Source organism: Dorea sp. Marseille-P4042 (genome assembly GCF_900290215.1).
GTDB classification, from domain to species: Bacteria; Bacillota; Clostridia; order Lachnospirales; family Lachnospiraceae; genus Dorea; species Dorea formicigenerans.
Genome location: NZ_OLMI01000002.1, coordinates 1,003,271 through 1,029,579, shown reverse-complemented (window position 1 = coordinate 1,029,579; position 26,309 = coordinate 1,003,271). Strand labels below are relative to the sequence as shown.

At 38.7% G+C, this 26,309-nt stretch carries 25 protein-coding genes and 3 pseudogenes; 8 read left to right on the top strand and 20 right to left on the bottom strand.

What is annotated here, in order from left to right; all coding sequences use genetic code 11:
- Positions 1 to 470: 470 nt before the first annotated feature.
- The 5 genes and pseudogenes from C7E02_RS10550 (at position 471) to C7E02_RS10530 (ending at position 3,562) form a co-directional block, all read left to right on the top strand.
- Positions 471 to 800, top strand: a complete 330-nt coding sequence (locus C7E02_RS10550) for a cytochrome c biogenesis protein (RefSeq protein WP_029730923.1) — start codon at positions 471 to 473, stop codon at positions 798 to 800.
- 2 nt (positions 801 to 802) lie between these two features.
- Entirely contained in the window at positions 803 to 1,114 is a 312-nt protein-coding gene (locus C7E02_RS10545) for a winged helix-turn-helix transcriptional regulator (protein ID WP_242978791.1), read from the top strand.
- Positions 1,086 to 1,385, top strand: a pseudogene (locus C7E02_RS10540) (peptide deformylase); the annotation flags it as partial. The gene C7E02_RS10545 and the pseudogene C7E02_RS10540, both read left to right, overlap by 29 nt.
- A 116-nt stretch (positions 1,386 to 1,501) precedes the next feature.
- Positions 1,502 to 2,872 (top strand): PhoH family protein, encoded by a 1,371-nt coding sequence (locus C7E02_RS10535; RefSeq protein ID WP_022279728.1) that lies wholly within the window; start codon positions 1,502 to 1,504, stop codon positions 2,870 to 2,872.
- Between the two features lie 57 nt (positions 2,873 to 2,929).
- On the top strand, positions 2,930 to 3,562 hold the full coding sequence (locus tag C7E02_RS10530; protein ID WP_105309836.1) for an HD domain-containing protein: 633 nt from the start codon (positions 2,930 to 2,932) through the stop codon (positions 3,560 to 3,562).
- 187 nt (positions 3,563 to 3,749) lie between these two features.
- Here C7E02_RS10530 and C7E02_RS10525 read toward each other — a convergent pair whose 3' ends face one another.
- From C7E02_RS10525 to C7E02_RS10475, 10 genes are all read right to left on the bottom strand, one after another.
- Positions 3,750 to 4,208 carry an Hsp20/alpha crystallin family protein gene (locus tag C7E02_RS10525; protein ID WP_105309520.1) on the bottom strand — a complete coding sequence of 153 codons (459 nt, stop codon included), beginning with the start codon at positions 4,206 to 4,208 and terminating at the stop codon, positions 3,750 to 3,752.
- 143 nt (positions 4,209 to 4,351) lie between these two features.
- Positions 4,352 to 4,774 carry an Hsp20/alpha crystallin family protein gene (locus C7E02_RS10520; RefSeq protein ID WP_105309519.1) on the bottom strand — a complete coding sequence of 141 codons (423 nt, stop codon included), beginning with the start codon at positions 4,772 to 4,774 and terminating at the stop codon, positions 4,352 to 4,354.
- A gap of 300 nt (positions 4,775 to 5,074) precedes the next feature.
- Positions 5,075 to 6,295, bottom strand: coding sequence for a tyrosine-type recombinase/integrase (locus tag C7E02_RS10515; protein WP_105309518.1), 1,221 nt, complete (start codon positions 6,293 to 6,295; stop codon positions 5,075 to 5,077).
- A 104-nt stretch (positions 6,296 to 6,399) separates the two neighbouring features.
- The gene (locus C7E02_RS10510; protein WP_101880270.1) at positions 6,400 to 6,594 is read right to left on the bottom strand and encodes a hypothetical protein; all 195 of its coding nucleotides are present in this window, start codon (positions 6,592 to 6,594) and stop codon (positions 6,400 to 6,402) included.
- A 377-nt stretch (positions 6,595 to 6,971) separates the two neighbouring features.
- On the bottom strand, positions 6,972 to 7,205 hold the full coding sequence (locus C7E02_RS10500) for a helix-turn-helix domain-containing protein (protein ID WP_003431885.1): 234 nt from the start codon (positions 7,203 to 7,205) through the stop codon (positions 6,972 to 6,974).
- 2 nt (positions 7,206 to 7,207) lie between these two features.
- Positions 7,208 to 7,630, bottom strand: coding sequence for an RNA polymerase sigma factor (locus C7E02_RS10495; protein WP_077707567.1), 423 nt, complete (start codon positions 7,628 to 7,630; stop codon positions 7,208 to 7,210).
- Positions 7,631 to 7,904: 274 nt separating this feature from the next.
- Positions 7,905 to 8,540, bottom strand: a complete 636-nt coding sequence (locus C7E02_RS10490) for an ABC transporter ATP-binding protein (protein WP_021423054.1) — start codon at positions 8,538 to 8,540, stop codon at positions 7,905 to 7,907.
- 13 nt (positions 8,541 to 8,553) lie between these two features.
- Entirely contained in the window at positions 8,554 to 9,999 is a 1,446-nt protein-coding gene (locus tag C7E02_RS10485) for an ABC transporter permease (RefSeq protein ID WP_105309517.1), read from the bottom strand.
- A gap of 3 nt (positions 10,000 to 10,002) precedes the next feature.
- Complete coding sequence (locus C7E02_RS10480; protein WP_105309516.1) at positions 10,003 to 11,226, bottom strand: ABC transporter permease; 1,224 nt, start codon at positions 11,224 to 11,226, stop codon at positions 10,003 to 10,005.
- An 11-nt stretch (positions 11,227 to 11,237) separates the two neighbouring features.
- A complete protein-coding gene (locus C7E02_RS10475) occupies positions 11,238 to 11,732 on the bottom strand; it encodes a chitinase (RefSeq protein WP_105309515.1) in 495 nt (164 codons plus the stop codon).
- Between the two features lie 162 nt (positions 11,733 to 11,894).
- Here C7E02_RS10475 and C7E02_RS10470 point away from each other — a divergent pair, with 162 nt between their 5' ends.
- Together C7E02_RS10470 and C7E02_RS10465 are read left to right on the top strand one after the other, a co-directional pair.
- Positions 11,895 to 12,581, top strand: coding sequence for a response regulator transcription factor (locus C7E02_RS10470; RefSeq protein ID WP_074441456.1), 687 nt, complete (start codon positions 11,895 to 11,897; stop codon positions 12,579 to 12,581).
- A complete protein-coding gene (locus C7E02_RS10465; protein WP_105309514.1) occupies positions 12,575 to 13,867 on the top strand; it encodes a sensor histidine kinase in 1,293 nt (430 codons plus the stop codon). Before C7E02_RS10470 ends, C7E02_RS10465 begins: the two co-directional genes overlap by 7 nt.
- Before the next feature lie 45 nt (positions 13,868 to 13,912).
- Here C7E02_RS10465 and C7E02_RS10460 read toward each other — a convergent pair whose 3' ends face one another.
- From C7E02_RS10460 to C7E02_RS10440, 5 genes are all read right to left on the bottom strand, one after another.
- On the bottom strand, positions 13,913 to 14,137 hold the full coding sequence (locus C7E02_RS10460) for a hypothetical protein (protein ID WP_003431901.1): 225 nt from the start codon (positions 14,135 to 14,137) through the stop codon (positions 13,913 to 13,915).
- A 10-nt stretch (positions 14,138 to 14,147) separates the two neighbouring features.
- Positions 14,148 to 15,638, bottom strand: a complete 1,491-nt coding sequence (locus C7E02_RS10455; RefSeq protein WP_242978790.1) for an MATE family efflux transporter — start codon at positions 15,636 to 15,638, stop codon at positions 14,148 to 14,150.
- The gene (locus C7E02_RS10450) at positions 15,631 to 16,488 is read right to left on the bottom strand and encodes a GNAT family N-acetyltransferase (protein ID WP_105309513.1); all 858 of its coding nucleotides are present in this window, start codon (positions 16,486 to 16,488) and stop codon (positions 15,631 to 15,633) included. The genes C7E02_RS10455 and C7E02_RS10450 overlap by 8 nt, the downstream gene beginning before the upstream one ends.
- 336 nt (positions 16,489 to 16,824) lie before the next feature.
- The gene (locus C7E02_RS10445; protein ID WP_101871258.1) at positions 16,825 to 17,025 is read right to left on the bottom strand and encodes a helix-turn-helix transcriptional regulator; all 201 of its coding nucleotides are present in this window, start codon (positions 17,023 to 17,025) and stop codon (positions 16,825 to 16,827) included.
- 2 nt (positions 17,026 to 17,027) lie between these two features.
- Positions 17,028 to 17,681, bottom strand: a complete 654-nt coding sequence (locus tag C7E02_RS10440; RefSeq protein WP_105309512.1) for a DUF3796 domain-containing protein — start codon at positions 17,679 to 17,681, stop codon at positions 17,028 to 17,030.
- A gap of 415 nt (positions 17,682 to 18,096) precedes the next feature.
- Here C7E02_RS10440 and C7E02_RS19760 point away from each other — a divergent pair.
- Positions 18,097 to 18,495, top strand: a pseudogene (locus C7E02_RS19760) (integrase DNA-binding domain-containing protein); the annotation flags it as partial.
- 99 nt (positions 18,496 to 18,594) lie between these two features.
- Here the strand turns inward: C7E02_RS19760 and C7E02_RS10430 are convergent.
- The 5 genes and pseudogenes from C7E02_RS10430 to ltrA form a co-directional block, all read right to left on the bottom strand.
- The gene (locus tag C7E02_RS10430) at positions 18,595 to 19,506 is read right to left on the bottom strand and encodes a conjugal transfer protein (RefSeq protein ID WP_105309511.1); all 912 of its coding nucleotides are present in this window, start codon (positions 19,504 to 19,506) and stop codon (positions 18,595 to 18,597) included.
- Between the two features lie 15 nt (positions 19,507 to 19,521).
- On the bottom strand, positions 19,522 to 20,529 hold the full coding sequence (locus C7E02_RS10425; RefSeq protein ID WP_105309510.1) for a bifunctional lytic transglycosylase/C40 family peptidase: 1,008 nt from the start codon (positions 20,527 to 20,529) through the stop codon (positions 19,522 to 19,524).
- Complete coding sequence (locus C7E02_RS10420; protein ID WP_105309509.1) at positions 20,526 to 22,727, bottom strand: CD3337/EF1877 family mobilome membrane protein; 2,202 nt, start codon at positions 22,725 to 22,727, stop codon at positions 20,526 to 20,528. Before C7E02_RS10420 ends, C7E02_RS10425 begins: the two co-directional genes overlap by 4 nt.
- A pseudogene (locus C7E02_RS10415) lies at positions 22,727 to 23,671 on the bottom strand (ATP-binding protein); the annotation flags it as partial. The pseudogene C7E02_RS10415 and the gene C7E02_RS10420, both read right to left, overlap by 1 nt.
- 105 nt (positions 23,672 to 23,776) lie before the next feature.
- Positions 23,777 to 25,609 carry a group II intron reverse transcriptase/maturase gene (gene ltrA, locus C7E02_RS10410; protein WP_105309508.1) on the bottom strand — a complete coding sequence of 611 codons (1,833 nt, stop codon included), beginning with the start codon at positions 25,607 to 25,609 and terminating at the stop codon, positions 23,777 to 23,779.
- Positions 25,610 to 26,309 lie beyond the last annotated feature (700 nt).

The following is a 26,309-nucleotide window of genomic DNA, read 5'->3' as shown; positions in this document are numbered from 1 at the left end:
TTGTAAATGTTACTTTGAATCCGAAATATTAATCAGATTTAGCGAGATAAGAATAGCATAAAGATTTTTATACGTCAACCTGTCATTTTTATAGGACATCTAAATATGTAAACTATAGCTATAAGAAAGCAAAGAGACAATGGAAACTATATAAATTACAGATTATGTCTAAGGAGGATGAAGAATATGAAAGGATATGCAACATCAGAAGGGTATATGGGATTAGTGCAAGGAAGATATATGTTATTCGCAAGTGAAGTAGATTATAGAGAATATATGGAGGATTAGATAAAATCCTTTTGAAATTGGAGGAAGATTACATGTGTGAAAGAACCGGATAATTATTATGATCAGGAGGCTTAATTAAATAATGATGATTGCCTGATGATTGTACGTGTAAATGGAAGACGGGATATTCTTATTATGATACAATAAGGATAAACTATAAGAATAACAAAAGAGGTATTTCCATGGACTTTAAGTATTGTAAATTAGAAATCTTTCTTCCGCCATCGCACCTGGAGGTCTTACAGAAAGCTCTCCAGGAGGTTGATGCGGGACACATCGGCAATTATGATTCCTGTATGTCGGTGAGTCCGGTAACTGGTTATTGGCGTCCGCTTGACGGCTGTAATCCATATATAGGGACGAACGGAGAAATCAGTTGTGAGCCGGAGTTAAAAGTGGAGGTTACAGTATATACAGAAAATGTTGATAAGACAATCGAAGCGGTGAAGACAGTTCATCCGTATGAAGAGCCTGTTATTAATGTGATTCCACTTTGGAGGACAAGCTTTTAATCATGGATATCATTGAACGGGACATTTATGCCCTGATTGCCTCTGGCGATGGAATTAAAGCACGGGAGATTGCTAAGAAACTGAATAAAGACAGAAGCACAGTGAATCATTATCTTTATAATTCGCCTTATATGAAGGATTTGTGCTACCGTAATGAGAATTATGAGTGGTACGGACTAATCAGGCAGAGCAGACCACACATGGGGCTGGGTGATTATAGCGGATATTATGGAACAGTAGCTGAGTTTCTGGAACTTACTGAGAATGAATGGTTTCAGATGTTGACGGAAGGGCTGTGTCGGTATGGCAGCTAACATGATCGGTGTCAAGAAGCGGATTATTGCAGTGAATATGGGATTTATGAATGTTGCCATGTTCAATCCGAGAATTGTGAAGAAAAGTGGTTCTTATCAGACAGAAGAAGGATGTTTGTCACTGATTGGCGTGCGTCCATGTACCAGATATCAGGAGATTGAACTCGAGTATCAGGACATGAACTGGAAAAAACAGCGTCAGAAATATACTGGTTGGATTGCACAGATTATTCAGCATGAGATAGATTATTGTAACGGGATTGTAATTTAATTTACGCGTATTTTACACAATCATGAAATAAAATCAATATTCCCTTGTTATATTAGATGATGCAAGGTCGACAACTTGCAGAATAAGTTTGAAAATGCAGAGCAGGAGAGATGTTGATGATTAAATCGTATGTGATTGATACTAATATATTGATTCAGGCGCCGTATGCATGTCAGTGTTTTGAAGAAAACCGGGTTATTTTACCATTGGTCGTACTGGAAGAATTGGACGGACTCAAGAAAGCAGAAGGTGAAAAAGGGGCAAATGCCAGACGGGCCATACGTTTCTTAGAAAAGCTTCGAATGAAAGGTGACTTGTTAAAGGGAGTAGAGTTGGAAAATGGTGGTTTTTTAAGAGTCGAGGCTAATTGTGTCGGAGTGGAACTTCCTAAAAGTTTGCCGGAAGATAAAGCGGATAACAGGATTTTGAAAGTCTGCAAAGGGATTTCTGATGAGGAAAAACCAGTAGTACTTGTGACAAAGGATCTGGTGCTTCGAATAAAAGCTCAGATTATGGGGATTGAGGCTCAGGATTTTAGTACGGAGCAGGTAATTGCAGAGGAAGAACAGTATAGTGGCAGACAACAATGCTTTGTGGCGGAGGATAAGTTCAAAGATTTTAAGAAAAAAGGAGTTTCTGTCAAAGAATTATATTTGTCAGATGAAATGGGAAATAAAATTCAACCGGAACTTGTGGAAAATGAATTTATTATTTTAAAAGCAGATCAGTCGTTGAAGAAAACACATCTTGGAAGAGTGGAAGGTAAGAAAGTTGTGCCTTTAAAATACAAAAAGAATTTACCATATGGAGTGAAGCCGAGAAATTCAGGTCAGTATTTTCTTCAGGAAGCACTTATGAAACCGGCTGATGAGGCACCGCTTGTGATTGTAAAAGGTATGGCAGGCACAGCTAAGACATTTTATTCTCTTGCAGTTGGTCTGGAGAAGATCTTGAACAATCCGACGGGGGAATATCGCAGAATTCTGATCTGCAGACCTAATGCACAGTTTGATTCGGATATTGGATTCTTGCCGGGAGATGAGCAGGAGAAGATATCTCCGTTAATGCGCCCGATCATGGATAATCTGGAGCAGTTAATTGATTCTGATGAGGAAGCCCGTTATCAAGATGAGCAGGAACTTCAAGGGAAAATAGAAGAAATATTTGCCAGAGGCATCATACAGGCTGAAGCAATGAATTTTATAAGAGGACGTTCATTTGTAAATACATATTTAATCATCGATGAAGCTCAGAATATGACTCCAAATCAAGTGAAAGGAATTATTACAAGAGCCGGAAAAGGAACGAAAATTGTGCTGCTTGGAGATCCGAATCAGATTGACCGCCCATTTCTTGATGAGAGAACGAATGGTCTCAGTTATGCATCGGAGTATATGAAAGGAAGTCCGCTTTGCTATCAGATTACGATGTCAACAGAAGAATGTGAGCGATCGGAACTGGCGATGGACGCAATTCGAAGATTATAAATAACAGAAGGGAACATATTTAAATTGGATAAAATAACTTATAAATCGATCAAAAAGATGCCGGAGGTGAATGCATATATTGAACAGGGAAATAGAGTTTTAGGAATCTTAGGATATACAGAACATTCCAGAGGACATGCAGTTAAAGTTGCCGAGACAGCAGGAGAAATTTTGGAAAAATTAGGATATAACGAACGTACAGTAGAACTTGCCCAAATTGCAGGATATATGCATGATATGGGAAATTGTGTCAACCGTGTAGATCATGCACATAGTTCTGCCCTGATGGCATTTCAGCTGCTTCGGGAATGGAAGTTTCCAGATGAAGATATCGCGGCAATTGTCAGTGCAATCGGTCAGCATGATGAACAAACTGGGACTGCAGTAGATGCTGTTTCTGCGGCATTGATCCTGGCAGATAAGACAGATGTCAGAAGAAACCGTGTAAGGAATCCGATCAAAGAGAATTTTGATATGCACGATCGTGTTAATTATGCGGCAGTTGCCTCCAGTCTTCAGGTTAATGTTGAGAAAAAAGTAATCTTATTGGAAATTGAACTTGATGAAGAAATATGCTCCATTTTAGATTATTTTGAAATATTTCTGCAGCGCATGCTGATGTGTAAAAGAGCAGCAGAAATACTGGGGTTAAAATTTAAGATGAAAGCCAATGGAAATAAAATCTGTTGATCATAAAGAATAAAAAGTGCAAATAAAATGCAAATAAAAAGAAGTGCCACTGTGGGATGTGACACTTCTTTTCGTTGCCGAAGCATCTGGAAGAACCTGCCAGTGACAGGTTCTTCCGGTAAGAGGGGAAATTACATTTATGAGAAAATTCTATCTCACAGGAAAACACTCTCAATGGGAGAGAAAATTATCCTTCAATGGAGATGAATTTTTTCTCTGGTTCAGCTGGTTTTGCTTCTTTCTTTGGAATGAAGAGTTTCAAGATACCGTGTTTGAACTCAGCTTTGATATCCTCTTCTGTAACATCTTCTCCAACATAGAAAGTTCTCTGGCAGGCTCCGGCGTAACGCTCACGACGAAGATAACGTCCGGTATCTTTCTCCTGTTCGTCCTGATCCAAACCTTTTGCTGCACTGATGGTCATGTAACCGTCTTTCAATTCAGCGGTGATTTCATCTTTCTTAAAGCCCGGAAGATCCATCTCTAACTCATAACCGTCTTTTTTCTCTTTGATGTCAGTTTTCATAAGGTTGTGAGCATGATGTCCGTAAAGTTTTTTCTCTGCACGACGCTCTGCTTTGTCATTGTAAAATGGAAAGTTAAAGAAATCATCAAATAAATTATCATTAAAAATGCTAGGTAACATAAGTCATTCCTCCTAAAAATATATACTAAAATTGTTATAATCAAATTACTCATCTATGTGATCCGCAGGCGGTTCTTTTGAACCGCCACGGTTACAAAGAAGGTGTAACAAATCTAAAACTTGTATACAGCTTTGCTGTGAAATTATCCTTCAATGGAAATGAATTTCTTCTCCGGTACAGCCTTTGCTTCCTTCTTAGGAATTGTCATCTTCAAAGTACCATTCTCGAAGCTGGCCTTAATATCTTCCTCTGTAACAGCATCTCCAACATAGAAGCTACGGTTGCAGGAACCACTGTAACGCTCACGGCGGATATATTTGCCATCTTCATCTTTCTCATCTTTGTTCTGATTAGATGTAGCATGGATTGTTAAGTAACCATCTTTCAGCTCTGCTGTGACATCTTCTTTTTTAACACCTGGAAGATTCATTGTCAGTTCATAATCATTATCATTCTCTTTAACGTCTGTGTTCATGAGGCTTGTATTGCTGTAATCCCATGAATTCCAACCATCATCAAACCAATTGTCCAATAAGTTTTCTCCAAAAATACTAGGTAACATCATAAGTCATATCTCCTTTCAAAAGACATTCATAAAATATATTTAAGCACTGTCGGAGAAATCCGATGTGTTGTGTGCCAGAACCTTTCGGATCAGGAATCTTATCTTTCTTTTGTTCCCCTTCCTTTGTTCTAACTGTAATATAGCACCTATTATTAGCACTGTCAAGAGGTGAGTGCTAATATTTTTCATATTTTTTTGCAAACCCTTTAAAATCAATGGTTTGCAGTATCTTATTTCTTTTGAAATTGTGATTTTTTCTGTTTTGACACCAATTTGACACCAATTTTTCTTTTTATGGTGTCAAGCGTTTAACGCCATGCTATCCAGTCTTGCAATCTCTTTTTCAATCCTTGTCAGCTCTCCGATATGGTTATACACTTCCATTGTTACATCTATATGGGCGTGTCCCATAATATATTGAAGAACCTTTACGTCCATACGGCACTCTGCCATTCTGGTGCAGGCGGTATGTCGCATGACATGAGCTGAAAACTTCGGTAACAGCTCCGCTTTCCTATGCTCTTTTTTTGCCCATTCTACTTCGACTTTGTTATATGCGTCTACAATGTTATATAAAACACTATTTACGCCATTCGGCATAAGCGGTCTGCCCGATTTCGCTGTAAAGACAAACCCCGAATACCCGTCCACCTCAATGCTCTTATCCTTTGCAAGCATGAAATTGATTTTCCTTTGTTCCTCAAAGGCTTTTGCAACTTCTTGTGTCATAGGTATAATACGAATACCCGACTCCGTTTTTGGTGTTGAGATATGAAACTTGCAACCGTCGCCTAAATTCTTATATATGAGCTGGTGGTCTACATTAACCGTTTTTGCCTTGATGTTTATATCTTTCCATGTAAGACCAATCAACTCTCCACACCTTAATCCCGTACCAATCATTATGGTAAACATAGGATAATATGTGTTATAGACATTGCTCTGTTTTACAAACTCCATAAACTTTTCTTGTTGAGAAACAGTTAAGGCTTCTTTTTCCTCTGCTGGTTTTCCATAATCGCTAATGGAACTTTTTGCAGGGTTCTTTCGGATAATATCATCATCAACAGCCATTTCTAATGCAGGATAAAGCAGGTTGTGGATATACTTGATTGTAGAATAAGCATATCCAGCTTTGGAAAGTTTCGCATAATACTCTTTAATATGTGAGGGTAAAAGCTGAACAACTTTAATATTTCCAATCTCGTCTTTTACTCTGTTTTCCCAAGCACGAACATAACTAACTCTTGTAGTATCAGCCAGCTCACGAGTTACCATATAACGCTCAAATAACGTGTTGAGCGTCATTTTTTTGATTGCTCCGTCTGTCAATATGTTATCTTCCATATCCTTTGCAATCTGCTTCTCTTTTTCTCGAAGCTCTGGTAAATCTTGTGCATAGACTGTCAATCTCTTGCCTGTTCTTACATCTGTATAACGATAACTGTATCTTCCGTCATTCCGCCAGTTTTCGCCCTCTCTTAATTTTCTTCCTTTTGGGTCTTTTCTACTAATTGCCATGAGAACCATTCCTTTCTGAAAAAGCCTCTTTTCTTGTTCTCACAGCGTGCTTTGTCCTTTCTTATTATACTACACACGCCAGAGAACATAAATAGAAAATCGCTCTATTCTTCCAAATATATCAAGTATTTTTTGACTTTTTCTATGGAATAAAGAACCCTGCGACCTATCACAATTTTTGCTCCTGCCTGCTCGCCAATCTTTCTTGCAGTAGCACGACCGCAAGATAACATAGCAGACAGTCCCTCTATATCAACAGCAATCGGCTGTTCCGTTGCTCTTATCTTCGTTTTATTCATATTCCAACACCTTACCTCGCTGGAACATCACATCATTTAACACATCAGTATTTAACATAATGTAACACCCCCTTTACTGTGTATCTATTTACAAGTTACATAAGCAGACAGACGGCTTTGGAAAGCTCCGTTAGTATCCCAACCATTCCCATTCTTGTGGGCAGAACCGCACCATGCGGACGTATCATTATTCTGTGAGGATAGGTCGTGGCAAAGCGACTTTTCCAACGGTCGCTCTCGGATCACTGCGTGGGTCGCTCGCTTTCTTTTGGAAAGGTCATGGCGTACAGTCCCCGTGGCTTGCTATCTCACAAACGTATCTGTCTGCTTTATTCAGTTGTCAAAGACCAGACGGGCATAATCAATCCCGATATAAATTAGAAGCGTTTAATATCAAAGTTTAAGATTTTACGAATAATTGCTTCTTTGATAAAACCTTTCATTTCCAAATCTACCGCAAGACGTAAGTTGTTGTTATCGTCGTAAAACGGACGCATACAGCACTGATTGATATATGGGTCATAAAATTCCAAGATTTTTGAAATTGCTGTTTCGTCGCCGTCGCAGGCTTTGGAAATAACCGTGAAAGTCGGTGTCAGCTCTTTTGGCATTTTTATTTTTCCTCCTCAATCAGTTGCTTTAACTTGTCTAGTGCTTGTATTCTGCACTTCGTTACATTCGCTCTGGAACAGTCAAGCATTTTCCCAATGTAAGTGTCCGTGTCCCCAATGAAAAAATACTGTAAAACGATATTACGCTTTCGTTCTTCAATAGCTTTCAATGCACGAGCCAGTTGTTCATCTTCGATTGATACTTTTTCTCCACAGACTTCAAATACTGCAACATAATCCGTAGAATATGTATCTTCTGTACCTATGGAATTTAAGAGGTCGTCCATAATTTCGGCGAATGGCATTTCTTTTTTCTCTGAACGACGTATCGCTCGATAGAAGTCAATCGCTCTATGACGTATAACTGTTTTAATAGCACAATCGAATTGATGACAGGTTTTTTCTTGTAGTTCTGACGGTTTCATTTTCCTCACCTCCTTTCGCTAGTCGAAAAGAGGTGTCTGCCCCTTTTCATATATACCGCGTTGAAAGTGGGGTACAGCGTAACCAAAATCAAAAAAAACTTAAAAAAATTTTTTCTGGCATGAAAAAAGCCCGCACAAAACATATAGTCTGTACGAGCCTTTGAAACTGTATTGTATTTAGTTCTTATAACAATGCCGTTAGGGTCAAATTGATTGTGTCGAGGTATATCTAAAATATTCCATAATGACAGCTCCTTTACGGCACTATTCTTGTTTATTCAGACAGAAAAGAAATTGCACCGTTTTTAATTTCTAAGATTTCGTCGGCTTCTTCTGCCAAATGCTTACTGTGTGTAACCACAACAACACATTTTCCTAATTCATGTGCAGTCTTTTTCAGCAAAGCAATGATTTCATCAGCGGTAGTTTCATCAAGATTTCCCGTGGGTTCATCTGCCAAAAGTACATGAGCGTCGCTGGCTAAAGCTCTTGCAATCGCTACACGCTGTTGCTGTCCGCCAGATAGTTGCAATACATTTCTCTGCCAGTATTCTTTGCCAATACCAACTTCTTCCAATAATTTTTCAGCATTCCCACTACCGCCTAATTTGACGTTTTCAACCGTTGTCAAATAATCAATCAGATTATAATTTTGAAATACCAATGAGATATTATGCTTTCTGTGGTAATTCAGCCCTTTTTTTGTAATATCCTCGCCATTGCAAAGGACAGTCCCTTTTACTGCTGTATCTAAGCCTGCTAACAACGATAAGAGTGTTGTTTTTCCTGCACCACTCGGACCGATAATGGTATAAAAGATACCCTCCTCGAAAGTAGCAGATACATTATTCAAAATGGTTTTATCTTTTTTTGTTTTGTAAGCATAGCTTACATTCTTTACTTCTAACATTTTCGTCGTCCTCCTAACTCATTTCCGATAAAATATCTTTCGGGTTTCTCTTTAGTATTACAATTCCAGATACCAGAACAGAAGCCGTTATCAACACAAGAACACTTACACCGTCCAACAGATACATTTCTGGTGTAACCTCTACGCTGATACTCTGCACGTCCTGCTTTGGTGCAACGTATTCTGTGGATACTTTTCCCTCATTATTCTTTTCTTCCTCCTGCATTTGCTGAACCTGCTGTGATACCAGATAATTTGCAGTTACTTTGGAAACGGCAGGAGCGACAGCAAAGGATAACATAAGGGAAAGAACAGCAATCATAATCGCTTCGCTCCAAATCTGTCCGATAATTCTAAATTTCGGAACACCGAGAGATAAGAAAATACCGACTTCCTGCACTCGATTTTTCAGCCAGAAAAGGAATACTAAAACAAGGATAACAAAACTTGCAACAGAGATTACCAATATCATCATTTCGCTTACTTTTGCTAAATCATTGAAGTTTGAGGACATGGTTTCGGAATTTCCGTTATTGTCAATCAAATCATATTGCTCCCAGTTGATGTCTACTTTTTGCAGATTTTCTTTTACTTCGTCGTAAGCTTCCACATCTTCTACTTTGAAATAGGCTCTTTCATATAAAGGACTTGTTTCACCCTCTGCCTTTTCTGGAAATCTCAAATCTGTAAATATTACATTTTCCGAACGGTAAGTATCGCCCTGCATAAGTGGGGACATCTTTTGATCCACTTGATAAATTCCAACAATCTCAGCTTCTGATACCTTTGAATTTACAGTATCGTGGTAATCATTAAAAGAAATCTTATCGCCGATTTTCAGATTATTTTGCTTTGCAAGTTCTTCTGAAATAACACACATATCTTTATCCTCTGGGGTTATCCTTCGTCCCTCTTTGATATGCAGGTTTCCAGATAAAACATTTCTGTCAAGTTTCATATCTTTGTTTCCAATTAAGCTTACCCCTCCCACATCTACGCTTTGGTCTACATCTTTATCTTCAATTCTTTGGAAATTTACAGGGTTTACAGGAGTTGTTGCTGTTGTAATATTGTAATCAGCAATTCCTTTTGTTTTTGCCAGTTTCTCAATGTCTTTTATATCTAAGCTTTCAAATTCATTTGTTGTCCAGCCTGACCAAGTCTCCACACCATTGATAATCTCTTTTTCCTGATGGTAGCCACCAAAACTACCTTCCTTATCATTACCAATCTTTTCTGAGCATTCACGAAGTCGTTTTGTTCGGTACTCTGCATTTCTTTCTAAAAGAAAGCCTGCACCTATGGCTTGTCTGGTTTTGTCCTGCACCTCAATACTGGCATTTTTGCTCGCCACACCTGCAAGAAGCAGGGTACTGATTGCAAAAACAATCAACAATAAGAGAATACTTTTTACGGGCTTTCTGAACACAGAACGCCTTGCCAATCCAAAAAAATTCATGTACTATCCCTCCATTTTCGCTAATATATCTTTTGGGTTTGCTCGTAATATCGGAAGAATGGAACAGCACAATGCCACCAGAATAACTGCACCACCTAAAAGAAACAACATTCCAATATCTTGTATCTGCAACACCACTTTCAGATTTTCTGTTACGCTTTCTGAACTGGTAATGATGTTTTGCAAAACGCCCGAGAACAATTTACCAATGGCTGTTGCTCCTAAAACTGAAAGTGTAAATACACTGCCTGCTTCTAATAAAGTTTGCAGGAAAATTTCACTTTTTGTCTTGCCGAGACTCATAAAGATTGCCACCTCTTTTTGCCTTGTCCGCATCCACATACATAACAGCAGGGAAACAACAACAGTACCAGTTACCAATGTAAGTACCAGCATAAGATTTGCCACCTTACTGATTTGCTCTAATGGAGCAGACATCTGTTGATAAAGGGTATCGGAAGTGCTAAGTCCTACATCATTTCCGAATATTTTTTGCAAGCTGGTTTCCAGCACATCTAATTTTTCTGGTCTTTTTGAATAAACGCAGAGTTTTTCAAATTCAGCTTCTTTGAACAATTCTTTGTAAGTGCTGTTGTCAATAAAGATTTGATTTTCTATTCGATTGACCGCCGTAGTTTTTGACGGCTGGTCTTTTTCAACATTTCCTGCGGACATGAAAATCCCAATAATCTGAACAGATACTTTTGTTCCGTTTTCTGTACTTAGCTCAATCGTATCTCCAACTTTTAGTCCATTTTGATTTGCAAGGTTCGCATTGATAACAGCACCTTTTTTCTTGTGTTTGATATAATCGCCAGAAGCTAAGCGGTACTGCATTTCTGAAAAAGGACTGTCTTTTTCCAAATCATCATAGGAGAGCAACGCTATTTTCAAATTTTCCTCATTCGTAGAAGTATTGAGCGTAACGGGAGCAAAATCATTCGGAAATACCTCTTGTCTGCCGATACGGTTGATAGACGAAACATCTTCCAGCGTTTCAATCTTGTTTACTTCATTCTCTGTTATCTTGCTGTCCTTACTTGTAATTTCAGCTACAATCTTAGAATTTGTCTTTTCCTGCATGGCTTGTTTGGACTCATTTGTAGTCCTTAAAATCATGCTTGTACCTAAAATCATACTGTTTACAAGTATCAAAACAATCAACAGAAGAATGGTTTTTCCTTTTTTTCGCTGTAAATAGCGAAAACCAAGTTGATAAAACTTCATACTTCACACCTCTATTCCCAACGGGCTATGACAACCTTTGTTGCATTGAAATGATTTGTGTCTGCAAATTCTCCATAGAGATATACTTCAGATTGCTTTTTCACATCGGATATAGAACCCGTTGTTACATTTGTAACACCAGACTGGGCGCTTACTGTGGCAATGACAAATTCACAATCTGGGTTATAGGTTACAGAAACAGCATTGTCTTTATTTTCCATTCCAGGTGCTTCTATTTTTACCCCAGCTCCCCCCTCAATATCTTTTGCTTGACTTATGGAACAACCATTGTCTGTAAATTCTAAAACACTTCCCATCAAATTAGCAGACTCTAATATGTCATCTCCTTTATTTTCTGAAGAACCATTTGTATTTTCTTCATTCGTATTAGAATTGACAATAGGATTCGGCGTATCTGGTTTTTCATCTGGACTTGCACCACACCCCGTCAATGCACAGATACATAATCCAACTGCTACAAATTTACTGATGTTTGTTTTTTTCATTTTTGTATTCCACCTTTCTTGTTCGATATGCCCCTATTGTAAAGGCAAACCATTCTAAAAATCCTGTAAAAAAGTAAGAAAATCATCATCATTTTTTAGAGGATTTTTACAGACTTTTCTGTTATACTGTCTATAATTTATATAGAAAAGGATTGATACATTATGAAAGTACTTCTTCTGGAAGATGATTTAGAATTATGTAAAAATATAAAAATTTCGCTGGAAAAAGAAAACTATATGGTTGATTGTTGCAACGACGGGGAAACTGCTATGCTGTATGCTTTAAATACAGACTATGCTTATGACCTTGCCATTGTAGACCGTATGCTACCGATTATTGACGGTTTGACAATCATAAAATCTATGCGTAGAAAAGGAATATCTATTCCTATCCTTATCATTACTGCCATGAGTACCCTTGACAATCGGGTTGAGGGTTTAGACGGCGGTGCTGATGATTACTTAGTAAAGCCGTTTCATATCAAAGAATTGCTTGCAAGAGTTCGAGCATTGACAAGGCGACCTGCCAATATCCAGTTATCGTCTAAATTACAATATGGAGATTTAACTTTCGATAAAGACAGTAGAACCTTATCCACACCAAATAATTCTCTTTTATTAACTTCAAAAGAAACCGAGTTGACTTTTGTATTTATGCAGAACCCAGAAACACTATTTTCCCGTGAACAGCTTATCCTTAAAATCTGGGGCAGTTCTTCCGAAGTAGAAACTGGCAATGTAGACAGTTACATTTCTTTTCTGCGAAAACGCCTAAAAGAATTAAAAAGTTCATGTAAAATAACAACGGTCTACGGTGCAGGGTACAAACTGGAGAAAGAAACATGTTAAATAATTTATACCGAAAACTTCATATTCTGTTTGCAAGTTCTGTTATGCTGATTATTACCCTTGTGATTTCCTTTGTCGTTGCGAACACAGTTCATACAGAGAAAATCAACGAAAGCACCTTGTTTCAAAGATTGACAACCTTGCTAATTTATCAAGTGGAAAGTGCTTCTTCGGATATGGATAAATCACTCAAAGCCTACGAAAAAAGTTATCATATTTTTTCTTTGATTAGCGATACAAAAGGGAATACCATTTATCAGAGTGATTTCCCATTTCCAACTTCTGCGAACAATCTGTTGCATGATGTAGAAAAACAGATTTCTACACAGCCATTATCACAAACAGAAAGCAACACAACTTCACAAGGCGGTTTTCTGGAAATAAGAGGAAAACATCACGATACTTATTTTGTTATTCCTGCTACCATTCGGACAGCAAATGATACCGTATATCATGCAACCTTTCTTTATCAGACAGCCAGTTTGACGGATATTTTACAAAAGACATTGCCTATCTATCTTCTTATCTGGTTTTTGGCTTGTATCGTTGTTATCGTGCTGACCCGTTATCTGCTGAAAAAGTCGTTTGCTCCAACGGAACGGATACTGCAAAGCCAAAAAGATTTTGTTGCAACAGCGTCCCATGAATTAAAATCTCCACTTGCTGTTATGATTTCCAACACGGATATGCTTCTTGATAATGTTCCCTTAAACGAACAGGCAAGGCAAGCCGTACAGACCATAGATTTTGAATGTATGCGGTTATCCCGTTTAGTCAAAGATATGTTACTTTTAGCTTCTTCTGACGCAAAAACATGGACATTGCATAAAAGCACAATCAATGTAGATACCTTGCTCATTACGTTATATGAAACCTACGAACCCGTCTGCATGAAGCAGAATTTAGAACTAAAACTGCATTTATCCGAAGAAAGTTATCCTGCCATGCTTACTGACAAAGACAGACTGTTTCAAATCTTGTGTGTCTTTATGGATAATGCCATTCAACATTCCAAGAATAATTCTTTGATAGAGATAGAAGTAATCGCCACCGAAAAGAATATTGCTTTTTCTGTGGCAGACCACGGACAAGGCATTTCCGATGAAGATAAGCAGTATATTTTTGACCGCTTTTATAGTGGCGACAAGTCCCATACGAACAAATCAAATTTTGGACTGGGACTAAGTATCGCCAAAGAATTAACCCAAATGCTGAACGGCACAATAACTATCAATGATACTGCTGGTGGCGGTGCTACTTTTACTGTTAAATTTCCTCTGAAATAGATTAAGGCTTGCAGATCATACAAAATGTATGGAGCAAGCCTTTTTTCAAATCTTTGTCTTTTTGGTAATCTTGTAAATATATTCTTCTGGGGTAGGGCGTTTATTACCAAAATATTTTTTGAAATTTGCCTGCACCTCTGGGTCTGGGCTGTTCATGGCTTCATCAATCGTTGCTTCAATATCAGCCCGTATATCAGCCAATGAAACACCGCCAGCTTTTGCACCTGCTTTCAAGGCTTTTTTAATATCTCGTTTTTTAAGTCCTATCATAATAACCTTTCTATACTTTTTTCATAACATTAATCTGATTGTTCCACGAAAGCCAAAGACGAAAATTCAAATATAATGAAATACATAGTGTTAATATTTCGGCAACGGGAACAGCCAACCATACACCTGTTATTCCAATAAACTGTGGCATTATTAACAAGCCTATCATTATAAAGCCAAATGTTCTTAAAAAAGAAATCAAAGCAGATAGCTTACCATTAGATAATGCAGTAAAAATTGCTGATGAAAATATATTGAAACCCGAAAAAAGAAAACTAAATACAAATATCATAAACCCGTTTATTGCAATTTTATATACCGCTTCATTTGTCCCAGTAAATAAACNTAGCTTACCATTAGATAATGCAGTAAAAATTGCTGATGAAAATATATTGAAACCCGAAAAAAGAAAACTAAATACAAATATCATAAACCCGTTTATTGCAATTTTATATACCGCTTCATTTGTCCCAGTAAATAAACGCACCAAACTATTTCCATTTATAAAGGATAACGCAAAAATAAATAATGAGCCTACAAAAATGAAAGAAATACAGATTTTATATATTTTCTTTAATCCGTAATAATTGTTTGCTCCAAAATTATAGCTAATAACTGGGGCAACACCCATTGAAAAACCAATAAATAATGTTGTAAGCAAAAATTGTGTATATATAATTATGGTAATAGAAGCCACACCATTTACACCTAATAAATTCATCATTGTACGATTGAAAAAGAATGTAGTAATTGCCGTTGAAAGCTGACTAACCATTTCTGATGAACCATTTATACAACTTTCTCCAAGTACTTTAATATCTATAATAGGTTTTACAAAAGACAATGTTCCCGATTTTTTACTAAAGACAACTATTCCCGTAATGGCTGGTATCAAATAACCAATTCCGGTTCCAAATCCTGCACCAGCAATCCCCATGTCAAATATAACCATAAAAAGATAATCAAATACGATATTCATTGCACCAGCACATACAGAAAGAACCAGTCCTAAAGTTGGTTTTCCTGCTGTTACAAATAAATTTTGAAATAGTACCTGCAACATACTTGCAGGTGTAAACAGTAAAATAATAGTTAAATAGTCTTTACAATATGGAAATAAAACCTTATCAGCTCCAAGAGTATATATAATTTCATCAATAAAGATAATTCCTAGAATGAAAATTACTACTCCCAAAATAAAACCAAATAAAATAAGTAGTGTAAAATCTTGTTTTGCTCGTTTGGGTTCTCCTGCCCCCATTTTTCTTGCAACTATGGCACTACCACCCGTAGCTATCATTGTTCCCAATCCTACTATTAAATTGATAACGGGACAAACAATATTGATTGCTGATAAAGCATTTGTATTGACAAATCGTGATACAAATATGGTATCTACAATTGTGTAAAGCCCCATAAATAACATCATGGATATGGTCGGGAAAGCAAATTTTAATAAAGACCCAGTATTAAAATCTTTTGCAAGAGGATTACTATTCATTTGTACTACCCCCATTTTTTGAAAATAATACTAATTTTTGTGTAGGATAACCAAATTCAACTAATAATTCTGCTTCTGCAAAGCCTAATTCTTTGTAAGTCTTACGATACCCCGTATCAGCTTTGTCGCCCTCACGAAATGTTGTTACAGAAATGTCTTTATCAACTAAAAGTTCATTCATAACCTTATCTAAAAATAATTTTGCAATACCACATTTACGATATAACGGGTGTACTCCAAAGAAATCAATACTTCCCGTATGATAGTTAATAGACATCAAAGCAATAGCAATAGTATTATCAGTTAAAATCAACACTCTTTGCTCTAAAATACCTCTTTCTAATTCTGTTAAGTATTCATTCTCGTTCAAATTTGGAAAACCGTCTATTACTAAATAAGCTAGTTCTAGGCAGGCAGGTATATCTGTTGTTGTAGCAAATCTGATATTTTCTTCCATTTCTTGTTGCGATAATTTTTGTTTAACTGTCTGTATCAAATCAAATCTAAGCTGTAACGGATAAAATTCTTCGTTCATTCGATATTCGTTAGGCGTTTTCTTATACATCTGCTTAAAAATATTTGTAAATGCCTGCTGACTTTCATAACCAGCAATAAGCGAAATTTCAAGAATAGATTTATCAGAAAACACTAAAAGTTTTGCGGACTCTGTTAATTGTCTGCGTTGTACATAGTCATGTATAGACAATCCAACAGTTTCGACAAACATTCTATGCAAATGATATTTTGAATAACCAACACCCATTGCAATAGAAGATAAGTTTAGTTTTTCTGTGAGATTGTCTTCTATGTAATTGATAACAGTTATAATGTTTTCAACCTTATTGACCATTACAGCACCCTCCTTTCAGCTTAGATTATAATACCTTGCTTTCTTCTAATTTTAATATATATTGCGGTTTTTACATGAAATTTTATATCTAATTTTTGATTATCCGCATAAACACTATATTTTTAAGCGTTTTGAAATATAAAAAAAACACTCGTTTTACCACGAATTTACCACGATTGAATGAGTCTTGATATGACAAAAAATGACTAAGGGAGATAGCACAATAACTGTATATCTCCCTTATCTTCATTTATACTACTAATTACTTCATTTGATTTAAAACTTCAATGCTTTTTACCATCTCGTTTTTAGTCTTATCATATTTTCACTCCTATATTAAAAAACAAAAATCTTCTCTATCGGAGCATTCACAACTCTTGAAATATCAATCGCTAATTTTAGGGAGGGATTATACTGTGCCTTTTCTAAACGCATAATCGTTTCCCGGCGAACACCGACCTTTTCTGCGAGTTGTTCTTGTGTTAATCCCTGTGCCACACGATATACTTTTAGATTACATTTGAAATTTACTCCCATACTTATTCCTCTTTTTCATAGTGATACAATAAATAGCTTTTTTGAAACAATATAATTGCCACAATAAGAGAAACGGATATAAGCAGAAAGATTGCACACCATTCTGCATTGAGGGCAAGTACATGCCACCGACTAAACAGAACAACAAACACTAAAAGGATAAATCCCGTTTTATAGGCTTTTAAATCTGCTCGCACTTTGTTCTGTTGAAACAATTCATCTTTCAAAGTGTGTGAGAGTTTCCCCTCAAAAAACAATCCAAATAGCCCAAAGAGAGCGAAAAATAGGAACGGAGACACAACACCATATTCACTATATGTCCAAAAACCTAAAAATCCCAGAAAACCGCATATTCCAAATATTCCCATAAAAGACGGTATTTTTTTTGTATAACTCGGATTGGAACTATCCTGTGGAAAAAGAACATTGAAAATGATTTTAAATGCTACCATAACGACATAAATCCCCCAAAGAATAGTCAATACACCAACTGCCAGCATAGGAATGTCCTTTACAGAAAAATATAAATTTTCCAAATCCATTTCTACTACCCAGCGTCCTTCATTATATAGAAGTGAATGTGTGATGCCTGCAATAAGGCAAACTAGCCATATAATACTAGTAATGATAAAAGTTTTAATTTGTTTCTTTGACATAATCATACCTCTTTCCAATGTGATGTTTTTGTATCTTTACAAGACAAATATATCACTTTGATGAAAGAGTGTCAATAGAAAATGATATAAATATATCGCATTTATAATTTTCTATCGGATAGGTGTGTGCCCCTTGCAGAGATACACGCTTTTGTCTGATTTAACACAAATCACTTTTATCCCTTTCTTCCTCTTGATTACCCACAACAGAAAAGAAAAAGCCCTGTCAAGAGCCTTGCCACCATTGGTGGTGCTTTGCACTCTTGATCGGGCTTTTTGTTTGCTGTATCTTCTCGCAAGAGGAAAAAGATTACTCGTCCTCGTTGTAAAAATGGCTGTTTTTTAATATCTCCCGTAAAAGCTCCCTATCTTCTTTTGAGTCTGTGTCTATCCTTTTGACAGTATAGTAAGGCGTATATATGCTTGGAGATTGACACCCATAGACCCGACACACCAAAGGGAAAACGGGAAAAACCCTCACTTCGAGAACTGGAACAGCAGATAAGACGGGATATTGAGGATGGTATCGACAGCACAGGCAAGAAAATGACGCTTTGCCAACTCTATGCCAAACAGAACGCACAGAGGGAAAATGTGAAGAAAAGCACACAGAAACAACGGGAACAACTCATGCGGTTTATTAAAAGAGGACAAGTTAGGTGCTAGGAGCATTGATACAATCAAACCCTCTGACACTAAGGAGTGGGCGTTACGCATGAAAGACAAAGGCTTTTCCTATAACACCATTAACAACCATAAACGCTCGTTGAAAGCGTCATTCTATATCGCCATACAAGACGATTGTGTACATGAATTATTATTTTAGCTTATTCGGAACTATTTGTGAACATAATTCAATGAAAATGTAGTTTGCAAACCATATTTCTATGAAATGCAAACTACTTCTTTTGATTTATTCAATTATCTTCCAGTTACTATCCTTATGTAGCACAAGCTCATACTGCGATACCTGCGTTGCCTTTGTCTGATTATCAAGGAATTTCACAGCAACCTTGACTTTCACATTGTCCCCGTCCTTTGTAAAGATAGAGTTTACCAATTCAGAATAAAGGTAGTCCCTGCCGATAGGTTCAAGTACATTACCCGATACATAATAGGCAAGCTCTTTTTCTGTGGCTGTCGGGTACAGCTTAAAGAATGTTTCCAGAAATGCGGTAGCGTCGTTTACAGTATCAGCGTCCACGCTTGCGTCTGCTTCTGATGTCTTAGGCTCATAGTCTGATTTTTCGATTGCTGGTGCAAGGGTAGGGTTCTGAACGATTACCATATCCCCGTCAGCGTCTACATGGACTTTTACGGTATAGGTTGCTTTCACATTGCTTGTCTGTTCTCCCTCTTTTATCTGCTGATCCACTTCGTAGGTAGCAGAAAAAGTGTCCGTTCCCGACTGTTCAATACTCCATACAATCACATCTGTAACTGTGGAGCTGGTCGGTATATCGGTTCTAATGGTATCCACATTCAAGTCCTGCAATTCCTTTGTCAGATAACCGCTGATTGCCTGCGTCCTTGCTTCAATCGCTTCTTTGCTGTTACTCCATGTGTAGTAGGACTTTGCAAAGTTCTTCACAAAATTTTCTATCCCGTTGGTGTCCTGCAAGCGAAGCTCTATGATTTCTTTTTCATGGGTCGTGTGCTGGTCGATAGCCGTAAAATTTTTATACACCCCAAAGCTCACGCTTGCGATAAGCACCACCCACAACGCAATCACAGTTTTCTTATGTGTGCCTACCTTGACAGTACGCACCTTTTTTTCTTTTGGTTCTTTGATAGTTTCTGTCTGTTTCTTATTCTTCTTAAACATATTTTCAAGTCCTTTCTATTGTTTTACTCGTCCTGCACCGATTAAGTGCTGTTGCCAGTAACTACTACTTAGGTCTGCATATCCTATCGGGTCGCCTGCATGGTACATTTTGTTATTTCCTACATAAATGCCGACGTGGGTTACATACGAACCAGCGTTATAGGTGGAATGGAAAAACACCAAGTCCCCAGCCTTTGCCTGCGAGAGTGGAAGATGTTGGGTAGCGTCATACTGTGCTTGTGCGGTTCTCGGTAAGGAGATACCAGCTTTTCCATAACACCATTGCACAAGTCCGCTACAATCAAAGGAAGTGTTCGGGTTACTGCCACCATACACATATTTCCAGCCTTGATATTTCAACGCTTCATTCATAATCGCTTGTGCCGTCGCATTATCAAAATGTGCCACGGTCAGATATTGATTGACTAATTCCACATAGAACATATTTCCATAGCCATACCGCCAGCCCCCGTTCTTCGCAACGGCTATCGGGTTGGTGTAGGTTACTTTCTTTCCACCCGATTTCTCACGGGCGAAGCTCTCTGCAAGATTAAAGGTGTGTTCCTTTCCTTTTCCTGCCACATATCCCACATAGCCACCGCCATAGTTATAAGACTGTATTGCTACATTCAAATCGTCGATACCTTGATTTTTGCTGGAAGAAAGCAGGGACGCAAAATACTTACACCCCTGCTTGATTGAGCTTTCCGTATCTAAGGAATTAGGCGGTAAACCAAGACTTTCTGAACTCTGCATAACATCTTCTGCCTTACCGCCACTTTCTACTTGAATGATAGCCAATAGCACATTGACATACTCGGAGATACCGTATTCTCTGGCATACTTTTCCACCATAGGCTGATGTTTCAAGACTTCTGCGGATAAGTTCATACCCGTAATCCCAGAAGAAAAATTGCTGTTCTCGTCGTCGCTGTCCGCACTAATCAAGACACCAAAGAAAAGCACCAGAGAAAAGAGGATAGGAAACAGACTGCCGATAAGAGCGATATGTTTCAGTTTCATTTTTTCTTCTGTCCTTTCTTCGTTACAAGGTTACGAGTTTTCTCTGTTGTCTGCTGGTTCTTCTGAACGGTTTGCGTCTGCTGAACCTTTGTCCTGTGGTCTTTGGTGTAATTCTGGCGTGTTTCCTGCGATACCACTTTTTCAACATTCTGCCTATGTACTGGCTGTGCAGGTTGGGTCGCTTTCTTATCAGAAGCACCAGAAGATAACGGACGCTCTTTGATAACATTTGTCTTGACTGGCTCACTTGCTTTCGGAGTTGGAGCTGTGGCAGGGCGTTTGACTTCCTGCGTTTTTTCAACACTCGGCTTTGAAGCTGTGGCTGGTCGCTCATGGGGACGGGTAGCTCCCGTTGTCGCTGATCCGTCAGCCTTTCGCTGTGCCTGCCTTGCTTCTTGTGCTTTTTGAAGCTCCATACGCTTGTCAGCAATATTCTGCCTGCGTTGCTCCTGCTTTTCCAATCGTCCCGTCTGTCTGGACTGCTGTTCCTGCACCATGCCACGCTTGAAATCTGATACGCTGGACTTTGCCTTTTCCTTTGCGGAATATACCGCATAAGCGGTCTGTGTCGGCATATCCTTGATGTTTTCTTTGACAGCATTTGCCTTGTCTTTCACTTTATTTTTCGTATCTAAGACAGCACCCACCTTTGAGCCTGCTCGCTGTCCCATGCTGGAAGTGGTATTGCCCCGATTTTCTTTAGAAGCGGTATTTTTTCTTTCAGCCCTCTTGCCAGCAACGGCACTTCCAGCCACCGCACCAGCCACACCGCCCGAAATACCGCCAGCACTTACTGCCCTTGCAATACGGTGTTCCATACGCCTAGCCCTATGTCGCATAAACAGATACGGTCTGCGGAAAATTCTTCGTCCCATGCTTTGACTGTCGCCAGCATTAAGAGAGAACATACTCATTAAGTCGCCCAGCTTCATGTAGATACCAGCGAAACATACTATCTGCAAGAACGCCACCATAAAGAACGGGTAATCCGTGGAAATGTTATAAAACATACTGGAAATGCTGAACGCCACCGTTACAATGAGCGTTATCCCTGCCCGTGTCATTATGGTATTAAACACCCTTACGATTGCCTGCTTTGCCATACTTTCATAGCTCGGTATCATGGAGAGTAGAAAACTAATAGGTAAAAACATTGCAAAGATAATAAAAAGTATCTGGCTAAACAACATCATGCCCGTAAGCAAGAATACAAATATCGTGATACCTAAGTTAAAGAACAAAAGGAAAAACACCATACCTAAACGGTTTACGACCTGCGGTATCGTCAGATTGTTGTTGTCGTTATCCTCGATTTCTGTTTTCACGACTTCCTCTCTGGTTTTTCCGTCCTCGTCCTCTGGGCTTGCCGATACAAGAGCTTCCACACGGTCTGTCCCGATTTCTTCTGCGTTGCTGTTTCCAAATTGCAGAAGTAGCCACGGCTGTTCCACTTGAATGGAAAATAGGCTGTCCCGTATCAAGTCCACGCTGTCCTTGCCCTCGCTGTCAGAGTTTGGGAGCATGATTTTTGTTCCCAAGTCAAGTGAAGCGGTACTGATGTCTGATGAAAACTCATTTATCTTTTTGATGTAGTCGGGAGCATAAGCAATAAACGAAGCGGACAGCACGAACACCACTACAAAGTTGATAACAGCGTGAAGTGCCTTACTGGTTTCCCGTTTGATAAGTCCCGTATAGGCAACATAAAGTCCTACCACCAAAATAATGAGAAGCAGAAAACCAACATAGAAGCCCGTAGAAGAAAAGCCGTTCTGTGTTACGCCTGCAAGGGTCTGTATGCTTTTTCCGATACTGTCTGCCATATCGTTGATGAAGTCTAATTTATAGGCTTCCTGCACCACATAGCCCGTTGCATTGCTTAAATAAAGGCTTATCGTCCAGACAAAGTTGGTAATGCAGTAAAGCCCGTACTGTACCGATTTTCCGATACCGTCCAGCCAGTTCCACGGCAACCACGACCAGCTATTATCCACATAAAAATCAAGCTGGTAGTTGGAAAGGGGATATTTTGAGTAAAGATTTTCTGCGTTTATGGTATCGTCCACAAGCCCCGTCGCATGAGCCACCGTCCCCAGAAGTGAAAGCAGGATAAGGGAGAGTGCCACCACGAACAGAGCCATTTTGAGAAAGTGAAGTATCTTCCTTTTTGTGAACGCACCTTTTATCCTTTCTTTCATCACTCCACCTCATTTCTCTGTACGGGCGGTCTGGTATCAAAGGCGTGTAGCAGTTCTTCAAAGACTGGGTGTATCTGCACCACGCCGACACGCCCGTATAAGTCCTGCAATAAGCATTGTCCGTTCTCCAAATCACGCAAGCGTTTCTGGTTGTTCTCGTCGTCCTTGTCGATACCGAAAAACTCTAAGGTCTGCTTTATCTCGTTAATGTCAGTAGAACGAAAGGCAAATTTCAAGCCGATATTGTTTTTCAGACTTTCTTTTGACACGTCGCCAGAAGATTGTGTAACAAAATAAACGCCTGCCTGCATAGCTCGCCCAGCACGAACCAGCTTATTTGATAAGGTTTCGCCTTGTGCCACATTTAAGAACGCCCATGCTTCGTCCAAATCTACAATCTTAAAAATACTTCTGTCCGAATGGATAAAATCAAGGGCAAAGGTGCTAATCACAATCAGCATAGACACCGACAACAATTCAATGGTCGTGTATTCCTCAAAAGTGGTATCTTTATCTGGCAACACAAGGTCTGCTACTTGAATGATATTGAGCTGGTTATCAAGGCTGATTGCATTTTCCACCGTACCGTCTGAAAACAGCAGATGTGCAAAGTCGTAGTCCGTGAAGCTGTCGATATGGTCTGCAATATTTCTTGATATGGGCGTATCTTCACTGCGTAGCTCGTCTATCACATGGAGCAAGCCCCGACTGTCGCTCTGGGTAACGGAACGCACCGCTTTACGTAACACGGGGAATTTTTCGCCATCCCTAGAAGAAATACCCGTAAGGAATGTTAAGATGTCGATTGCCAGACTTTCAGCGTCTTTTACATTCTTCATAATCACGAATGGGTCAAGAAGTCCTGCATTTTCTTTTTCGCTTGTGAGATTGACAATGTTTATCTCATGGGCTATCTCTGGGAGCGTTTCTTTCCAGTTGCCACGCTATAGCGATAGGTAACTTTTTGATGTTATCTCCAAGTTTTCCCCCGCTTCACACCGTACATGAAACTTTCGCTTCATACGGCGTTCCATCATATCCAAATAGATTTATAAGTTATTTCCAGTTATTGTCTGGTATCCGTAATTCGTCCGTATTCTGTTCAGTTTTTTCTTCTGCTGACTATTAAGAACATAACCTTTTAACAGTGATTTTGCTTCGTCTGCTGATTCTGTTAGGATTGCCTTTGCAATGGGAAGTTCCACAAATGCCAGATTAGAATATCTATCAAGGTTATCTCCTTTGTCTGATTTGTGAATACATATCAGAGTGGACGGAGTTCCTCGACGATTCATTACATAGCAGTTGCCTTGTTGTGCGATATATGCCGAAATACGATTGTCGTTAAACTCTACGCTATCGGCAGGGTTTTCATTTTCCAACAACGCTCGGATTTCTTCTTTTGTTACAACTACAACGTCCTCATGCACCTTGTTTCTCCCTTGCTTTGTAAAATTACAAATATCTTGCGAGAAATTCATAGGATTTTTGTGTTGTACTCCTTGAATCGGCAATAGCGGATTATCCGCAATCATCACTATTTTTGTTTTTGGTCTGATTCCTTTTGTCCTGCTCTGAAATTCTGAACTTGTACTTTCAAATGGAACTGATTTTGCAATGTTCCTTAAACGGATTCGTATGGTCGGTAAGAGAGCGTAACTTACTTCTGTCAGGTTGTTATATACGTTAGTTGCTATGCAGTAGTAATTCTGCATACCGATAACTGTCAGATTATATCTGCTGATATTGAAGCCAGTCGTATGTCTGGCTATATCTTTTACCTTTAACTTTAGATTTGTTTTCGCTTTCTTTAATGCTTTTTGGTTCATATCTGTTTTGGCAACATAACCGTGTTTCGTTCTTCCTTTTGGAATGACTTTGATTTTGAACCCCAGAAAATCTGATGAATTTTTCTTCAGATTTACTACCTTTGATTTCTCTGGACTGATTTCTAATTTCAGCCTTTTATTAAGAAAATCTACGGTACTGTGGTAAAATCTTTGTGCTTCTCCATAGGTTGAACACATGATTTTAAAATCATCAGCGTAACGTACAATAAAACCGCTTTTCAGTTTGGTATATTTCTTTGCGTATTGAAGCCACCCATTTTTACTGCGGTTCTTCGGCTGGAATGTTTCCCACTGACTGCTTACCCACCAGTCTAATTCATTAAGGACTATGAGGGAGAGCAGTGGACTTAACAGACCGCCTTGTGGCGTTCCTTTTTCTGGGACACCCTCGCCGTCAATTTCGGCTTTCAGCATTTTGCTGATAATGCAAATCAATCTTTTATCCCGAATACCAAGTGTCCAGATTTGTTTTAATAGTTTTCCATGATTGACATTATCGAAAAATCCTTTAATGTCTACGTCAACACAGTAATGATATTTTGATAAATTTATCAGTGTCGTTACTCTGCTGACTGCATGGTGGGCACTTCGATTCGCACGGAATCCATAGGAATGATTATGGAACTTTGGTTCGCATATCGGCTCTAGGACTTGCAGGATACATTGTTGTACCAGCCTGTCCCAGATACACGGAATCCCCAATGGACGCATTTTATCGCTCCCAGCTTTTGGAATGAAAACACGTCTGACTGATTTGGGGCGGTAGTTGCTAAGGCTTTCCCGAACGGTAGCAACAATCTCAGCATTGCTGAGTTGTTTTATATCGTCTATCGTCATTCCATCCGTTCCAGCCGTTTTACTGCCACTGTTTGATTTCAGATTACGGTAAGCTAAACAAATATTTTGTTCCGAACCAATAATTTCAAGTAACTTATAAAAGTTATTACCGTTCTTGCTCTGTGCGTATAACTCGTCATAAATATGTTGCATATCATAATACTCGTTATAGCGGAGCTTGTTTTTCTTTAGCATGGTCTGTACCCTCCTTGTTTGCAGGAGCAAGTACATCTCTTAGTCTTACTCGAACCCATACCATTTTTCTTAGTAATTCTATTCTTCATATGACTAGTGGCTATCCCTCCACCGCTTGTTATCACGGTTTCATAGGTACTGTGCCACCACTCTCACTGACATTAACACACCTTATATCATTGCTAATCTCACAATAACTTTCTGATGTGAACACTTCACAGACAGTAAAATCTCCATGTTGTCAGCTTTCAACGTTCCAAACACACTATCTGTACATATATCCTTAGGTTTCCTCTATAAGCCTGCTACCTTGATAACGCCTTTAACGTTATATGGATTTTCATAAATGCGGAGTCTTACTCACCCACAGTAGCGACACTGTTTGTGTCACTGGACATTTCTATCCAGCCCCGATATAGACCTGTACATTCAAGGATTCGTCAGTAGACCTCTCATCTACATTCTAACCATAGATATTTTATAGACTTCCGGCATATAGGACACAACGCCCACCTCTGGGAATCTTTCGTCAGCATTATCTGTTACGGTGTCTGTCTGCCGACTTCACCGAGCTTCTGACAGAGCCTTGTTTACTCAAGTTTCTGCCAGTCGGAGTATTAAAGTAGCCTTTCAGGGCGTTACCCCGTCATTCGACTATTCGTGTGTTTAGTTCTCCAACACACATTAAATATTGATTTAA

Coding starts and splice junctions, on each gene's coding strand:
- C7E02_RS10420 (WP_105309509.1), bottom strand. CDS start 22,727: ATGAAAGAAAGGATAAAAGGTGCGTTCACAAAAAGGAAGATACTTCAC.
- C7E02_RS10550 (WP_029730923.1), top strand. CDS start 471: ATGGACTTTAAGTATTGTAAATTAGAAATCTTTCTTCCGCCATCGCAC.
- C7E02_RS10510 (WP_101880270.1), bottom strand. CDS start 6,594: ATGAATAAAACGAAGATAAGAGCAACGGAACAGCCGATTGCTGTTGAT.
- C7E02_RS10520 (WP_105309519.1), bottom strand. CDS start 4,774: ATGATGTTACCTAGTATTTTTGGAGAAAACTTATTGGACAATTGGTTT.
- C7E02_RS10530 (WP_105309836.1), top strand. CDS start 2,930: ATGCCGGAGGTGAATGCATATATTGAACAGGGAAATAGAGTTTTAGGA.
- C7E02_RS10545 (WP_242978791.1), top strand. CDS start 803: ATGGATATCATTGAACGGGACATTTATGCCCTGATTGCCTCTGGCGAT.
- C7E02_RS10450 (WP_105309513.1), bottom strand. CDS start 16,488: ATGGTCAATAAGGTTGAAAACATTATAACTGTTATCAATTACATAGAA.
- C7E02_RS10535 (WP_022279728.1), top strand. CDS start 1,502: ATGATTAAATCGTATGTGATTGATACTAATATATTGATTCAGGCGCCG.
- C7E02_RS10475 (WP_105309515.1), bottom strand. CDS start 11,732: ATGAAAAAAACAAACATCAGTAAATTTGTAGCAGTTGGATTATGTATC.
- C7E02_RS10485 (WP_105309517.1), bottom strand. CDS start 9,999: ATGAATTTTTTTGGATTGGCAAGGCGTTCTGTGTTCAGAAAGCCCGTA.
- ltrA (WP_105309508.1), bottom strand. CDS start 25,609: ATGCTAAAGAAAAACAAGCTCCGCTATAACGAGTATTATGATATGCAA.
- C7E02_RS10480 (WP_105309516.1), bottom strand. CDS start 11,226: ATGAAGTTTTATCAACTTGGTTTTCGCTATTTACAGCGAAAAAAAGGA.
- C7E02_RS10525 (WP_105309520.1), bottom strand. CDS start 4,208: ATGTTACCTAGCATTTTTAATGATAATTTATTTGATGATTTCTTTAAC.
- C7E02_RS10425 (WP_105309510.1), bottom strand. CDS start 20,529: ATGAAACTGAAACATATCGCTCTTATCGGCAGTCTGTTTCCTATCCTC.
- C7E02_RS10490 (WP_021423054.1), bottom strand. CDS start 8,540: ATGTTAGAAGTAAAGAATGTAAGCTATGCTTACAAAACAAAAAAAGAT.
- C7E02_RS10470 (WP_074441456.1), top strand. CDS start 11,895: ATGAAAGTACTTCTTCTGGAAGATGATTTAGAATTATGTAAAAATATA.
- C7E02_RS10440 (WP_105309512.1), bottom strand. CDS start 17,681: ATGTCAAAGAAACAAATTAAAACTTTTATCATTACTAGTATTATATGG.
- C7E02_RS10495 (WP_077707567.1), bottom strand. CDS start 7,630: ATGAAACCGTCAGAACTACAAGAAAAAACCTGTCATCAATTCGATTGT.
- C7E02_RS10500 (WP_003431885.1), bottom strand. CDS start 7,205: ATGCCAAAAGAGCTGACACCGACTTTCACGGTTATTTCCAAAGCCTGC.
- C7E02_RS10460 (WP_003431901.1), bottom strand. CDS start 14,137: ATGATAGGACTTAAAAAACGAGATATTAAAAAAGCCTTGAAAGCAGGT.
- C7E02_RS10430 (WP_105309511.1), bottom strand. CDS start 19,506: ATGTTTAAGAAGAATAAGAAACAGACAGAAACTATCAAAGAACCAAAA.
- C7E02_RS10445 (WP_101871258.1), bottom strand. CDS start 17,025: ATGGGAGTAAATTTCAAATGTAATCTAAAAGTATATCGTGTGGCACAG.
- C7E02_RS10465 (WP_105309514.1), top strand. CDS start 12,575: ATGTTAAATAATTTATACCGAAAACTTCATATTCTGTTTGCAAGTTCT.
- C7E02_RS10515 (WP_105309518.1), bottom strand. CDS start 6,295: ATGGCAATTAGTAGAAAAGACCCAAAAGGAAGAAAATTAAGAGAGGGC.